At 65.4% G+C, this 14,918-nt stretch carries 14 protein-coding genes; all 14 read left to right on the top strand.

The genetic code is table 11. From position 1 onward, the window contains the following. Window positions 1–183 precede the first annotated feature (183 nt). A complete protein-coding gene (locus B8784_RS13425; protein ID WP_084396516.1) occupies window positions 184–1,104 on the top strand; it encodes a transposase in 921 nt (306 codons plus the stop codon). A gap of 55 nt (window positions 1,105–1,159) precedes the next feature. Next, on the top strand, window positions 1,160–2,086 hold the full coding sequence (locus B8784_RS13420; protein ID WP_084398458.1) for an aminotransferase class IV: 927 nt from the start codon (window positions 1,160–1,162) through the stop codon (window positions 2,084–2,086). Window positions 2,087–2,097: 11 nt separating this feature from the next. After that, window positions 2,098–2,826, top strand: coding sequence for a sulfotransferase-like domain-containing protein (locus B8784_RS13415; protein WP_143435478.1), 729 nt, complete (start codon window positions 2,098–2,100; stop codon window positions 2,824–2,826). Between the two features lie 127 nt (window positions 2,827–2,953). Further along, window positions 2,954–4,810 (top strand): AMP-binding protein, encoded by a 1,857-nt coding sequence (locus tag B8784_RS13410; RefSeq protein WP_084398457.1) that lies wholly within the window; start codon window positions 2,954–2,956, stop codon window positions 4,808–4,810. Window positions 4,811–4,878: 68 nt separating this feature from the next. After that, the gene (locus tag B8784_RS13405; protein ID WP_084398456.1) at window positions 4,879–5,775 is read left to right on the top strand and encodes a hypothetical protein; all 897 of its coding nucleotides are present in this window, start codon (window positions 4,879–4,881) and stop codon (window positions 5,773–5,775) included. A gap of 62 nt (window positions 5,776–5,837) precedes the next feature. Beyond that, the gene (locus tag B8784_RS13400; RefSeq protein WP_084398455.1) at window positions 5,838–6,791 is read left to right on the top strand and encodes an alpha/beta hydrolase; all 954 of its coding nucleotides are present in this window, start codon (window positions 5,838–5,840) and stop codon (window positions 6,789–6,791) included. Between the two features lie 112 nt (window positions 6,792–6,903). Next, window positions 6,904–9,195: a S8 family peptidase gene (locus tag B8784_RS13395; RefSeq protein ID WP_084398454.1), complete on the top strand. Its 2,292-nt coding sequence runs from the start codon at window positions 6,904–6,906 to the stop codon at window positions 9,193–9,195. A 9-nt stretch (window positions 9,196–9,204) separates the two neighbouring features. Continuing rightward, entirely contained in the window at window positions 9,205–9,729 is a 525-nt protein-coding gene (locus B8784_RS13390) for a hypothetical protein (RefSeq protein ID WP_084398453.1), read from the top strand. Between the two features lie 6 nt (window positions 9,730–9,735). Beyond that, a complete protein-coding gene (locus B8784_RS13385; protein WP_084398452.1) occupies window positions 9,736–10,398 on the top strand; it encodes a hypothetical protein in 663 nt (220 codons plus the stop codon). Beyond that, window positions 10,398–11,945: a peptidoglycan DD-metalloendopeptidase family protein gene (locus B8784_RS21945; RefSeq protein WP_233356139.1), complete on the top strand. Its 1,548-nt coding sequence runs from the start codon at window positions 10,398–10,400 to the stop codon at window positions 11,943–11,945. Before B8784_RS13385 ends, B8784_RS21945 begins: the two co-directional genes overlap by 1 nt. Before the next feature lie 148 nt (window positions 11,946–12,093). Next, complete coding sequence (locus tag B8784_RS13375; protein WP_084398451.1) at window positions 12,094–13,164, top strand: hypothetical protein; 1,071 nt, start codon at window positions 12,094–12,096, stop codon at window positions 13,162–13,164. A 74-nt stretch (window positions 13,165–13,238) separates the two neighbouring features. After that, window positions 13,239–13,826 (top strand): NifU family protein, encoded by a 588-nt coding sequence (locus tag B8784_RS13370; RefSeq protein WP_084398450.1) that lies wholly within the window; start codon window positions 13,239–13,241, stop codon window positions 13,824–13,826. A gap of 27 nt (window positions 13,827–13,853) precedes the next feature. Then, window positions 13,854–14,456 carry a malonic semialdehyde reductase gene (locus tag B8784_RS13365; protein ID WP_084398449.1) on the top strand — a complete coding sequence of 201 codons (603 nt, stop codon included), beginning with the start codon at window positions 13,854–13,856 and terminating at the stop codon, window positions 14,454–14,456. A 12-nt stretch (window positions 14,457–14,468) separates the two neighbouring features. Then, window positions 14,469–14,918 (top strand): tRNA (adenosine(37)-N6)-threonylcarbamoyltransferase complex dimerization subunit type 1 TsaB (gene tsaB / locus B8784_RS13360; RefSeq protein WP_084398448.1); only part of this gene is annotated, 450 nt, incomplete at its 3' end.

The following is a 14,918-nucleotide window of genomic DNA, read 5'->3' as shown; positions in this document are numbered from 1 at the left end:
CTCATCCTTGTCTGTTTGAAGTGTGCGATAGAGGGGTGGCAGGCGAGACCCCGTTCTCATCCTTGATTTGACGGATCGTGGCTCAGCCAGGGGCTCGCCTGCCGGGTACGACAGTTGTGTCGCCTGAACAGTTGCCAGGGGCGGTGACAGCCGACCCCGTATGACAAGGACAGGATTTTCTTCATGTCACACCCTGCTCTCGGCGTCGATATTTCCAAGACGCATCTCGATGTCTTCGATCCGCGTGACGGCTGCTTTCACCGGCTGTCCAATGATGCGGCAGGGCTCGATACCCTCTGTCTGCTGGCTCCCCCATCCATCGTCTTCGAGGCCACAGGCCCTTATGGCGAAGCGCTCGAACGGGCGATGAGCCAGGCTGGCGTGCGGATGTACCGGGTCAACCCGCGCCAGGCGCGCGAGTTTGCCCGCGCCTCTGGCGTGCTGGCCAAGACAGACCGTGTCGATGCCCGGCTCCTGTCGGCCATGGCCGGCCAGATCAGCCTGCCGGTGCACGTCCCACCCGCACCCGGCGTGCAGGTCCTGCGCGAGCTTCACGCCTACCGGCATGATCTTGTTGAAGCCCGAAAAGCCTGTCTCAACCAGCTCGAACGCTATCGCTGCGGCCCGCTGGTGCGGCGGCTGAAAGCCAGGATCGCAGGCCTGACCCGACAGATCGTCACCATGGACAAGGAGATCGCGGTCCATATCGAGGCCGATGACACCCTGGCTGGCCGGGCCCGCCTCATCGCCAGCGAACCGGGCGTCGGACCGGTCACAACCGCAGCCCTGCTCGCCTTCCTGCCAGAGCTCGGACACCTGGCCCGAAGACCCATCGCAGCCCTTGCAGGCCTTGCTCCCCATGCCCATGAAAGCGGAAGCTTCAGGGGAAAACGCCGGGTCTGGGGCGGGCGCGCAAGGGTGCGCGAAGCACTCTACCTCGCCGCCCTCTCAGCCTCGCGCCATCACCCAAGGCTCAAGCAGACCTACTGCGCCATGCGAACCGCTGGAAAACCTCCAAAGCTCGCCCTCATCGCTATCGCCAGAAAACTCCTCACAATCCTCAACGCAAAACTCAGAAAACATGACATCCAATACAGTTGCTGAGCGAAGTCGAAGGACGAGCGCGGGCGAACGCACCAGGCAGAAGGACCAAGGCCCCATGGAAGACGAGCCCCACGGCGTTCATGATTTTGTCTATGATCCGCGCAATGCGGATGTACTGATCTCGGTCAATGGCGAGCTGAAGCGCCGCGAGGAGGCGACCGTCTCGGTCTTCGACTCCGGCTACCTGCTGGGCGATGGCGTCTGGGAGGGCTTGCGCGTCAAGGATGGCGGGGTGGCTTTCCTCGATGAGCATCTGAAACGCCTCTATGCCGGGGCGAAGACCATCGACATGGATATCGGCCTCACCAAGGCCGAGCTGACGGAGCGGCTTTTCGACTGCCTGAAGGCGCAGGACATGACGGACGGGGTGCATATCCGCCTGATGGTGACGCGCGGCATCAAGAAGACGCCCTATCAGGGCCCACGCTTTACCATCACCAAGCCCACCATCGTGATTATCCCCGAATACAAGGCACCGGTGCCGGAGGTGGTCGAAAAGGGGCTGTCGCTTTTTACCGTACATGTGCGCCGCACCGGACCGGCCGAGCAGGACCAGAAGCTCAACTCGCATTCCAAGCTGAACTGCATCCTCGCCTGCATCCAGGCCGACAAGGCGGGCGCCGATGAGGGGCTGATGCTGGATGCCGACGGGTTCGTGGCGACGTGCAATTCGACCCACTTCTTCATCGTGCGCGATGGCGAGGTCTGGACCTCACCGCCGGATTATTGCCTGGGTGGGATCACACGCGGCAACATTCTCCGCGTCTGCCGGGAAGCCGGCATCCCGGTGCGCGAAAAGCGCTTCTCGCTGTTCGACGTCTATTCCGCCGACGAGGCCTTCGTGACGGGGACGTTTGCCGGGGTGACGCCCGTGCGCGAAGTTGACGGGCGGGCCATCGAGCAGGTCGGCGGGCCGATAGCGACGCGCATCACCGGGCTCTACCAGGACCTTGTCGCGCGCAGCCTGACGCCGATCGCATGACGGACATGCCCTTGCGCCTTGCCATGTGGTCCGGCCCGCGCAACCTCTCGACCACGATGATGCGCAGCTTCGGCGCGCGGCCCGACACGGTCTGCGTGGACGAGCCTTTCTATGCCGCCTATCTCACGGCTACCGGCCTTGTGCATCCGATGCAGGCCGACATCCTCGCTGCCCAGCCCACCGATGGCGATGCGGTCGCCCGCCAGCTGCTCGGCCCCGTGCTGGGCGGCAAGCCGGTCTTCTACCAGAAGCACATGACCCACCATATGGCGCCGGCCCTGCCGCGCGGCTGGATGGATGCGGTCACCAATGTCTTCCTGATCCGCGACCCGGCCCGAGTCCTCGCCTCTTATGCCCGCAAGATGGACGCGGTGAGCCTCGAGGCCATCGGCGTGCCGCAGCAGGCGGAGCTGTTCGACCGGGTGTGCCAGAGGATGGGGGAGGCCCCGCCGGTGGTGGATTCCGACGATATCCTCGCCGACCCGCCGGGCATGCTGCGCGCGCTGTGTGACGCCGTGGGCCTCACCTACACCGAGGCGATGCTGTCATGGCCAGCCGGGCCGAAGCCCGAGGATGGAGTGTGGGCGCCGCACTGGTATGATGCGGTGTGGGCCTCGACAGGCTTTGGCCAGCCCCGCCCGGCGGCACCGGACCTGCCGGATGACCTCAGGATGCTGGCGGAAAAGGCTGCGGATTCGCACGCCCGTATTGCTGCCCACCGGCTCTCTCCCGCGCGCTGACCTGTCAGTTCCAATAGGTTGCTGGGCCAAGTGACGCGAGGTCATCATCGGCTTTCACTTGGCAGGCCGCAGCCTGCGTATAATAATTGTAGCCAACTACAGAAAACGACATTCCAGGGAGGCCATTATGGCTGACGGACAGGCGCTACCGCCCTTCCGGCCTTTGCCGCAGAAACAACCCGACATCGAGGCGGTCCGCAAGCCGGACGGCACGGTGTATCTCACCCAGCGTCACGAACCCGGCGACCGCCCGAAAACCATCCCGCATTGTCTGGATGAGCGCGCCGCCGAACACCCGGACCGGCCGTGGCTGAAACAGCGCGATCCGGAGACCGATGAGTGGCGCGTGCTGACCTATGGAGAAGGCAAGGCGCAAACCGATGCGCTCGCCCAGGCCTTCCTCGATATGGGCGCCGGGCCGGACTCCCCGGTCATGATCCTGTCGGGCAACACGATCGAGAGTGCGCTGGTTATCGTGGCCGCCCAGAAGATCGGCGCCCCGGCCGCGCCGATCTCGGTGCCCTATTCCACCATGTCGACGGATTTCGGCAAGCTGAAGCATTGCTTCGAGAGCGTGCAGCCGAAAGCGATCTTCGTGCAGGATCTCGAGCCGTTCAAACCCGCGCTCGAGGCGCTGGGCGCGCATGGCTGCACGGTGTTCGCCAAGAATGGCGCGACCAATGAGGTGCAGGCCTTCGACACGCTGGCCCAGACAAAGCCCACCGAGGCTGTCGAGGCCGCAAAGGCGCGCCTCGGCGATGACAGCGTCGCGAAATACCTTTTCACGTCCGGCTCGACCGGCATGCCGAAGCCGGTGCCAACGACGCAGGGCGCAATGTGCTCGATGATCGCCGGCCAGGAAGGCCTGCGCGACGATGCCCGCGACCCTGAGCATGACCCCGACGAGGTCGCCCAGGTGCTCGACTGGCTGCCCTGGAACCACATCTCCGGCTCGAATGTGAACTTCAATGGCGCGCTCTGGAATGGCGCGACCTTCTGGATCGATGGCGGCAAACCGACGCCGCAGCTTTTCGGCGAGACGATCCGCAATATCCGCGAAGTCAGCCCGACGACCTTCGGCACCGCGCCGATTGCGCTGTCGATGCTGGCCGATGCGATGGAGCAGGATGACGAGCTTCTGAAGGCTTTCTTCAAAAACATGAAGTCGGTCGGCTATGGCGGCGCGACCCTGTCGGACGACCTTTATGGCCGCCTGCAGGACCTTGCCATCAAGGCCACCGGCAAGCGCATCCCGATCGTCACCATGTATGGCGCGACCGAGACGCAGGGCATCACCGTGGTGCACTGGGAGGTTGAGCGCGTCGGCCTGATCGGCCTGCCGCTGCCCGGCATGACGCTGAAGCTGGTGCCGAATGGCGCCAAGCTGGAAGTGCGCGTGAAAGGCCCGAGCGTCATGCCCGGCTATCACGAAATGCCCGAGAAGAATGCCGAGGCCTTCGACGAGGAAGGCTATTACAAGCTCGGCGATGCGGCCCGTTTCGTCGATGAGGACGAGCCGAACAAGGGCATCGTCTTCGACGGGCGCGTCGGCGAGGACTTCAAGCTCTCCACCGGGACCTGGGTCTCGGTCGGCACGCTGCGGCCCGACCTGGTCGCGGCCTGTTCGCCGCTGGTTTTCGATGCGGTGCTGGCCGGACAGGACAAGAATTTCGCCACGGCGATGTTCTGGCCCTCGCAGGCGACGTTCGAAAACTATGCGAAACAGGCCGGCGGCGACATGGCGAAGGCGCTGGCGCAGTTCACCGAGGATCTGGCGGCGAAGGTGCGGGCCTTCAACGAAGGCGAGAAGGGCTCGTCCCGCAAGATCAAGCGCTTCCTGGTGATGACCGAACCGCCATCCATCGATGCCGGCGAGATCACCGACAAGGGCTATGTGAACCAGCGTGCGGTCAGCGACCGGCGCCAGGAACTGGTCCAGGCGCTCTATGCCGAACCGCCCGGCGAAGGGGTTGTTGTCGTCTGATAACGAAATTTCAGTGAAATTCGCGTTGAATAACATAGATCAGGAGGGGCAACCGGAGCGGTTTGATCATGTTCGATGCGCGTGGCAGCAGCCAGAAGACGGCTGGCAGTCTCGGTTTCGGGCTGGCCGTCACCGGTATGGTGGCCGCCCTTTTCTTCGGTGTGCTCAAATTTCCGGGCGTGACCGGTTCCGGCGTCTATCCGGTGCCGGGCACGGCCAGCCCCGCTTCCAGCGAGACGCTTGAGAGGGCCTTCGAAGACGAGGCCACCCGCGCCTATGTCGAGAAGCTGCAGGCCACATTTCCGGCCGCCGCCCGGGATCTGGAAGACCAGATCCGCCGCGCGAAAGGCCGGGGCGCCGATGAGGTCGAGATCGGCCTGCTCGTCCTGCAGGCCGGCGCCGACGATATCGCGGGCAGCGTCGGGCGCCTGGCATTGGCCGATGTCGAGCATGTCGACGCGCTGCTAACCCTCTCGCAGACCGCGCTTCAGGAGCTGGTGCGCTCGGCCGCGCCCTATTGCGAGGGCTCGGACCTGATGATGTTTGCCAGCCTTTCCAAGCAGGACCTTTACCGGGCCGTCTTCGACCGGGTCGGCCATGGCGCCGGGCTTTATGAATTCGGCCTCACCTTCAACGGCATCCTGCTCGACGCCATCCGCGACGCGCGCACGGACCCTGTCTATCATGGCGTGCTCGACGTCTCCGACCAGCAGGCGCTGCAGACGCTCGGCCTGTCGCTTATCACCAAGCCCGAGATCACCGCGCTGCTGACCACGGAAGGCAAGAGCCGCAGCGAGATGGACGCCGTCATGGCCAACACCAATTTCTGCACGCTCGGCGGCGACATCCTGACAGAAGTCGAGGCCCTGCCGCAGGAGACGAAGGCCCGGCTCTGGGGCGAAGCGATGCGCCAGGTCGAGAGCGGCAACTGGCGTTACACACTCTATCGCTATACCGGCCTTTAAACGCCGCAATTTCGCCGATGATGAGGCTTACACCGCAGCACAACCAGTTGTAGAGTGGGGCCATGGCCATCGACGAAACGATCAAGACATTCATGGAGCGCTTCAAGCTCCCGGACTTTTCCGGTCTCGACTGGAAACAGTCGACCGATCGCCTGCGCCAGAGCTTCTACCGCGCCAGCCGCGCCGTCGAGCGCGACGCGCCGGAGCTGGCGGAGATGTCGACCCTGCCGGTGGACGGGGCGGAGACCTCGCTCAAGGGCCGGCTCTATACCCCGCTCGGGGCCGGAATCGCCCCCGGGCCGGGCATCATCTTCTTCCATGGCGGCGGGTTTGTGCTCGGCGATCTCGACAGCCATGACATGATCTGCCGCCGGCTGGCGGCGGCCTCGCGCTGCCGGGTGCTGTCCGTCGATTACCGGCTGGCCCCGGAACACCCCTTCCCGGCCGCGCATAACGATGCGGTGGCCGCCTGGGAATGGGCCCATCAGCGCACCGACCTTCTCACCATGGATCCGGACCGTCTCTGCGTGGCCGGTGACAGTGCGGGCGGCAATCTCTCGGCCTTTCTGGCCCAGGAGATGAACCGCCAGAACGGGCCGCTGCCGGCCTTCCAGCTGCTGCTCTATCCGCTGGTCCAGTTCGCCGATATCCGCACCAAGAAGCTGACTTTCCAGGAAGGCTTCTTCATCTCGCCGAACCTGTTCGACTATTTCCGCGACGCCTATATCCACGAGAAAACCGACCGGATGGATGCCAGGGTCTCGCCCCTCTTTGCACCCGAGGCGGATTTCCGCGGGCTGCCGCCGACGCATATGGTGCTCTGCGGCTGGGACCCGCTCAAGGATGAGGGCCGCGCCTATGCCGCGAAGCTCGCCGCGCATGGCGTCCCGGTCACGATCCGCGAACATCCCGGCATGGTGCACGGCTTCATGAACCTGACGGCGGTATCGATGCCCGCGCGCGAAGCCATCCGCGAGGCCGGCGAGGTTGTCGGCCAGGCGCTCGGCGCGCTGTGACGCGCAGACAACGGCCCGTCAGGAATGTACCGGGCTAGCCTCGTCTTTCTGGTTAACATATGATTATCATGCCGGGGCTGCGGGGAGGCCCAAAGCGAGGGGATAGCTTTAGATGACACTCCGGAAACGACTGGCATCAACCGTTGTGGCGCTTGGCCTGTGCGCCGGCCTCTCGGCCTGCGACCGCACCGATGAGCGGCTTGACCGGCTCGGCGATCTCGGCCGTGGCGTCGTCGACCAGCTGACCGGGTCGGGCGGGGGTGCGGCCGGCCCGACGCCGCTGGAAGCCGCCCCGGTCGAGGCGCGCGCCTTTGCCGGCGAGATGCAGGACCCATCCCCTGTGCGGGCCGCCTCAAGCTCGCCGCAGAAATTCGTCGTCGGCTCCATCGTCGCCAAGCCGCGCAACCTGCCGCCGCCGACAACACAGGCGGAAGCCTTCTATTCCCCGACCATTTCCGACTATGAGAATTATGTCGCCAGCGACGAGTCCGATGCCGTGCTGGTGGTGCCCAGCGAGGACGAATTGCAGGCGCTTGAGAGCGAGCTCGGCAGCGACCGGATCGCACGGGCGGCCCCGCGCCTGCAGCAGAGCCTGAAGGGCCGGCGCACCATCGCCATCGACCCGAAATCGCGCGAACTGTCCACGCGTGAGTCCACCGTGCCGCGCGAAGCCCTGCAGGACACCCGGACGCTGCAATCGAAAAAGCTCGACACCGCGCCGCGTGCGGCCCCGTCGGCCCCATCAAGGTCCGGGGCTACCCGGGATGGCGAAGAGGCCGCGCCCGAACCGGTCGCCCCGGCGCCGGAGCAGATGGTCGTGGCCCCGGAACCGCTGCCGCTGAAATCGGCCGAACGCCGGCTTGTCATGCGCCAGGATGCCATGGCCGCGCAGATGACAGCCGAGTCGCGCATGATCGACACCGCGCAGCGCTATGGCCTGGCGGCCAATATCCAGCGCTCGCGCTCCGGCCAGATGGTCATCGAGATCGGCTCGCGTGCCATGAAGCCGACGCGCTTCGACGGCGAGGAGCCCTATGGCGCCTGGATCGCGGAGGAAGACGAGAATCTCACCTGCCCCGACAATCCGACGGAGGAGCAGCTTCAGAACGATCCGCAGCTCGCCACGGTCTGCGTGATCCAGGACCTGAAGGCGAGCGGGGAGTTCGAATATGTCGAGAAGGACTGGGTCTATCAGCACCAGATGATCCGCCGTCCGAAGGGCGACGGCCCGGTGGCCGGCGCGAGCCTCACGCCGAACGATCCGCTCTGGGCGCTGCAATGGAACTTCCTCGGCCAGGGCAGCGGCGAAGGCAAGGCGCCCGGCGGCGCGGGCTTTATCGACTTCTGGACCGCCCAGCACACGCAGGGCTCCGAGGAGGTCGTCGTGGCCGTCGTCGATACCGGCCTGGAAATGGCCCATCCCGACATCAAGGACTCGCCCAATGTCGCGCCCGGCTGGGACATGGTCACCGATGTCGACATGGCCAATGACGGCGACAGCCGCGACCCGGACGCGAACGATCCGGGCGACAAGTGCCCGGACGAATTCGTCTATGAGGACACCTTCCACGGCACTCATGTCGCCGGCACGATCGGCGCCAGCGTCACCAACAATGCCGCCGGTGTGGCCGGCGGGGCATGGAATGTGAAAATCGTGCCCGTGCGCGCGCTCGGCAAATGCGGCGGGCGGCTGTCGGACATCAATGATGCCATCCGCTGGGCCGGCGGCCTGATCCCGGAATATGACGAGCTGGGCAACGAGATCTGGAACGACAATCCGGCCGACGTCATCAACCTGTCCATCGGGCTTTTCCGCTTCTGCCCGGCCTCCATGCAGGACGCCATCGACGCGGTCGTCGAGCGCGGCGTGGTGGTCGTGGCGGCGGCTGGCAATGACAAGGTCTCGACCCAGTATTATGCGCCGGGCGGCTGCAACAATGTGGTCGCGGTGGCGGCCGGCGATGCGCGCGGGATGATGGCGCCCTATTCCAATTACGGCGCCGAGGTCGACCTGATGGCCCCGGGCGGCGATCTCAGCCGGGACGACAATGGCGACGGGCGGCCCGATGGCATCCTGTCGACCAAGACCGCACATGACTGTATCGACCCGGTCACCAATGAGGCCATCGGCGACTGTTTCTATGCCTATGAGCAGGGCACCAGCATGGCCGCCCCGCACGTTTCGGCCGCCCTTGCGCTGGTGAAAAGCAAGCGTCCGGAGCTGAGCGGCCAGTCGCTCACAGACGTGCTGCTGGGGGCGCTGACACCGCGCACCCAAGAACAATGTTCGGGCCCATGCGTTCAATATCCGGGAGCAGAGCTCGTTCCGGGGTCGGATGATATGTGCAAACGACCCTGCGGCAGCGGGCTTCTGAACCTGTCGGATATCAAACTGGATGACTGAGACGAGCATTTGAACAAGGACGAAACCTCCTCCTTTAGCGGCCTGAACCGCGGACAGATCGGCATCGCGGTGCTGGGCGTATCGCTGTGCGCGGCCTGTGGCGTCGCCTGGCTGAGCACGGGGCCGGAAACCGCGACCACCCTATCGCTCACCCCGGCACAGGCACCGGCCAATTCGACTGCGCCCAAGGTTGCCAGCACGGGCGGCAGCGAGACCGTTCGCACGCAAATCGCCGGGGCGGAGCAGACCCGTTTTACGCTGATCGTCAAATTCAATGGCGAACCCGTCCTCGACGAGATAGGCAAGACCTTCCGCAAGGACCCGGAGGGTGCGAAGGCGCGCTTCCAGCAATGGGCGTCCGGCAAGCCGGCGCTGGCGGGCCTGCGCCTGGAACGGGCGAGCTATTCCGGCGAACTGATCCTGGTCTCGGCCGGATCGCGCAGCATGGATGAGGCGATCCGGGCCATCCAGGCGATGGACAATGTCGCCTATGTTGAGCCAGATTATTCCGCGAGACCGAGCGAGAAAGGCTAGGAAGCGATGTTGAAGGGTGTGGGGATCGTGCTTGTTGCAGGTGCCTGTCTGTCTCTGACGGCCTGCGATCTGCGCTGGGGAGACGAGGATGAGGAGGCCGCCTCCAAACCGCCCGCCTCCAGCGACATGGCGGATACCGCCGCCCCGGAAACCGCTGAGCCCGATACCGCGCCCCAACCCGACAATGACACCGTCCGTCCGGCCTCGGCCACCCGGAAGGCCGAGATCGACTGGGAAGCCGCGCGCAACGACCTCGCCGCGTCCGGCGAGCGCGACACCACGTTCAGCATCCAGAGCGGCTCATCCGCCCCGCCGGTGCCTGTCCTCCTGCCCACCGGGCCGGTGCGCACCGCCAGCGCAGGCGGCGAGCCGCCCCAGTTCCGCCCGCTCGATGACGGCTATTATGCGATGTATCCGGGCGAGGATTACACCCTGATCGTCAACGGCACGAACGAAGTGACCGATGCGCCGGGCGACGCGAGCGCCGATCCGGGCGAAATCAAATATACGCCCACGAGCACCGGCGCGATCGTCACCTTCGTGCGCTACGGGGCGAGCTATATGGTGGAATTCGAGTGCAAGGGCTCGGGGCAAGAAGGCGGCGACTGCATCTCCGAAGAGGAGGCGCTGACAGTCGCTGAGGACATCGTGATCTCGGGGACGCAATAATGATGAAGATCAGATGGGGCCTGCTCGCGGGGGCCCTGCTCCTGGTGCCGGCCTGCGACGCCATCCGGTATCCGGGCGACGGCCGTGACGATGGCGAATACAAGCCGGAGACACCGCCCGGCGCACCCGGTCCGGCCCCGCCAAGCGAACCGGTGACCGACCCTTATGGCAATGGCGAGACCGAGGCACCGCCCGCCGAAAGCGATGACGGCCCGGCCGGGCTGGAGGGCGATACCGAAAGTCCGGGCATGCCGGGTGATCTGCGCCCGCCCGAGAGCGCGGATGAGAGCGATCCCGAACCGGACGAAACGCCGGACACCGGCCCTGACGACGCGCCCGATCTTGAAACGCCCGCGCTCGACGAGACGGAAGAGACGACAGAGACCGGCCCGGATGCGGGAGAGTCGCCCGAAGGCCCCGCCGAGACCGGCGACACGGAGACAGATCCGGACGCAGACACGGAGACGCCCGCGAGCGAGGATCCAGCCGACACCGGGACGCCGGATGAGGCTGACACGGCTGAAGAGACCCCGGCCCCGGACGAGGGCACGACGCCTGAAGGCGAGAGCGAGACGCAGCCCGATCCCGAAAGCCCGGACGAAACCGAGGCCCCCTCGGAAACCGACACGCCGCCCGAGGGCGAAGACAGCCCGGAGACCGGCGACACCACGCCGGAAGAGACCGATACTTCGCCGGAGGAGACTGACACCCCGGCAGACGGCACCGATATCAGCGACACCGACACCGTGCCCGAACCGGTCGTCGTCTTCTCCTATACGACTACCGGCCAGCTCGTGGCCGGCTCGGGCACCGGCACCCAGGAGCGCGAAACGGTCTTCTCCCCGGAGATGCGCTTCCCGATCAAGGCGGCGCCGGCCTATCTGCAATCGCAGGTCTGGGGCTTTGGCGGCGGCGTTCGGGGCGGCGACCAGTGCGATACCCGCAATTACGAATATCCCTGGCACGACAATTTCTGCGAGACGCGTTCATCGAACCGCAATTCGCCCTATTGCCCGGTCGCCCGCATCCACCAGGGCCAGGACATCCGCGTCGGCACCGCACAGGGCTGTAACGAGATGCGCCGTACCCCGGCCAAGGACCGGGCGCTTTATGAGGTGGTCGCCGTCGAGGATGGCGTGATCCAGTCGGTCGGCACCTATACCGTTACGCTGCGGGCGGGCCCGCGCATCTACAAATACATGCACATGAACATGCGGGCGCTGCAGGTTTCATCCGGCGACACGGTCACCAAGGGCCAGAAGCTCGGCTATGTCTCCAACGATTTCGGGGGCACGCCGACGACCTTCCACCTGCATTTCGAGATGCTGCAGAACACCGCCGAAAGCGGCTGGGTGCACGTGCCGCCCTATACCTCGCTCGTGGCCGCCTATGAACGCCGCGAGAACGGCGTTGGCGAGACGGTCGAGCAGAATGTCGCCGTGGCCTCGGCCATGCCGGATATCCTCTCCGGGCCGGATGCGCCGGACATCTCCGAAAGCTTTGTCGTCATTGACGAATCCATGGCCGAGGAGACGCCCGAGGAATAGCCGGGCGCCCGCGCGAACGTCTGGTGCATAAATTGCAGGCCGTGAGGGCTGTTGACGAACTTTAATGCGTTAACAGCTTGATAACGTCCGGGCGGCTGGCAAACTCCGATCCGGGCGGGTGAGTAGTGTAGAGACGAGACCAGACACGATGAGCAATGTGGAGAAACTTCCCGTCCAGCCGCGCCGGGAAGGCCGTGCCGTCACCCTGATCGGCACAGATCTGCCGGCCCCCTATCTCGAGGAAGCCGAGCCGTCTCCACTGATGCATTCCGCCTCGCTCTGGTGGCGACGCCTTGTCCGCGCGCTGCAGGTGCTGGCGGTGATCCTGCTGGTCGGTTTCTATCCGGCGATGATCGTCGCCTCCCATTCCATCAATGACGACCCGGTGATCCTGGCCGCGGACACGCCCTGGGCCTCGCCCGAGACCGGCATGGCCGTAACCTTGATCGGGCGCGAGCTGGAAGGCCCGGGCTGGGCCGAAGACAAGCCGGGCTGGCACCCGCAGGCACGCCTGACCGCCCTGCCCGCCTGGCAGGATGCAGTCGTTACGGCCCTCAGCCAGTATGAACGCCTCGCCGCCGGAAAGGCGCGCACCAATGACGGCAATCCCGATCCGGACCTGTCGGCCGCCGCGCGCCTGCTGGCGCCGGAAGCCGGCCTCGACCAGACCCCGCGCCTCTCGGCCGCCGCCGAAGCGCTGGCCCGTTATGAGGGCCGGCTGGAGCGCGACCTCGCCACATCGCCGGCGGGCGCCCAGGATTTCGTCGACGAGCTGGCCCTGTTTGCCAGTTGGGCCGATGCCTCGCATGACCGGCTTGTCTCTCGCATCGGCACGCGTGACGGCTGGCCGGCTGCGGAAGAAGACATCCAGGCCTTTTTCGAGGCGCGCGCCCGCGCCCATGTCGCCAGCCAGCTGCTGGCCGCCAGCATGATCGGCGATCCGGACATCGCCATGCGCCCGGCCGTGCAGGAACGTCTCGACCAGATCGAGGCAAACTGGCGCCGCGCGGCCGAGCTCGACCCGCTCTTTGTCTCCAGCCAGGCCGGCAATGCCCGCCTGATGGCCGACCACCTCGCCATGATGGCCTTCTATATCGGCCAGGCCGGCGACGCGACCAAGGCGCTCGGATCGGCCCTTCTGGCTGAGGAAACCGCCATGAACACGGCGGTCGAGGCGGCAAAGCAGATCAGTGACGGCGCGGACGCATCTGAGTCCTGATCGGGCGCTGTTCTTGAAAGCCCGGACAAAACTGTCCATTTCACTGCCAGGTAAATGACAGTGAGCCAGCCCCCATGTTTATCCAGACCGAACCGACCCCCAATCCCGATACGGTGAAGTTCCTGCCCGGCGAGACCGTGGCCGGAGAGGCCGGTCCGTTCGACTTTGCAAGCGAAGCCGAGGCCGGCTCAAGCCCGCTCGCCCAGGCCGTCTTCCAGGTCGATGGCGTGACCCGCGTCTTTCTGGGCAGCGACTTTCTCTCCGTTTCGAAGGAAGAGAAGCTCGACTGGAAACATGTCCGCCCGATGGTGCTCGCCGCCATCATGGACCACTATGTCGCCGGCCTGCCCGTCATCGATGACGGCACGCAGGCCATGCAGGCCGATGATGGCGCCACGACGGCGGCTGACTATGAAGGCGAGACCGCCGAGATCGTCGAGGAAATCCTCGACCTGATCGAGACGCGCGTGCGCCCGGCCGTCGCCCAGGATGGCGGCGACATCACCTTCCAGAGATTTGACGCCGATAGCGGCATCGTGCACCTGTCAATGCGTGGCGCATGTGCGGGCTGTCCGTCCTCGACCATGACCCTCAAGCAGGGCATCGAGAACATGCTCAAAGCATATGTGCCGGAAGTGAACGCAGTAGAGGCCGCGCTGTAGCGCCTCGACAAACGGGAGACTGTGCGAATGTCCGATCCGGTCAATGATTATGCGCTCGACACCATATGGCGGACAGCGAGAAGCTATAATGGCTGGCTCGACAAAGCCGTCCCCGAGACGCTGATCCGGGCGGTCTACGACCTCGCCAAGATGGGCCCGACCAGCGCGAACTGCTCGCCGGCACGGTTTGTCTTCATCCATACCGACGAGGCCAAGAAGCGCCTTGAGCCGCACGTCATGGAAGGCAACCGCGAAAAGGTGATGACGGCACCGTGGGTGTGCATCATCGCCAACGACCTGATGTTCCACGAGAAGATCCCGCAGCTCTTCCCGCACAATCCGGGCGCGAAGGAGTGGTTCTCCGAGCCGCATGCCCGCCAGGAACATGCCGAACGCAATGGCACGCTGCAGGGCGCCTATCTAATGATGGCCGCCCGCGCGCTGGGCCTCGATTGCGGGCCGATGTCGGGCTTCAACCAGGATGGCGTGGATTATGAGTTCTTCGCCGAGAAGGAAGGCACCCATCACTGGCGTTCCAATTTCCTCTGCGCGATCGGCTATGGCGATGACAGCACCATCTTCGAGCGCAATCCGCGCCTGGCCTTCGAAGAAGCCTGCCAGGTGCTCTAGGCAAGCCGGCCCATGCTGACATTGGGGATCAATACGTCCGGGCCCGCCTGTGACGTCGCGCTTGTCCGCGACGGCGAGATGGTGGCGCATGGCTTCGAGGCGCTCACACGCGGGCAGGATGCGCGCCTGCCGGGCCTTGTCCGCGACGTGGTGGCCGATGCCGGCGAAACCCTGCAATCGCTTGACCGGATCGCGGTCGTCACCGGGCCGGGCAGCTTTACCGGCGTTCGCGTCGGTGTCTCCTTTGCCCGCGGCCTGGCCTTGGCTCTGAAAATCCCGTGTGTCGGCATCACCGCGCTGGAAGCCGCCCTCGAAGAGGGCCAGCAGGGCTCTGCCATCGTGCTGCTGCCCGCCAAACGCCGCCCGCCGGAAATCAGCTGGTGGGCGCAGCGCTTCCGCACCGGTGCGGCGGTGGACCAGCCTGAAGAGATCGGCCTCGAGGCGCTGGTCAAGGAGCTCGAT

It is taken from the genome of Henriciella aquimarina (assembly GCF_002088975.1).
Lineage (GTDB): Bacteria > Pseudomonadota > Alphaproteobacteria > Caulobacterales > Hyphomonadaceae > Henriciella > Henriciella aquimarina.
Note: the sequence above shows the minus strand (reverse complement) of the source record. Positions and strands in the feature narration are given on the sequence as shown.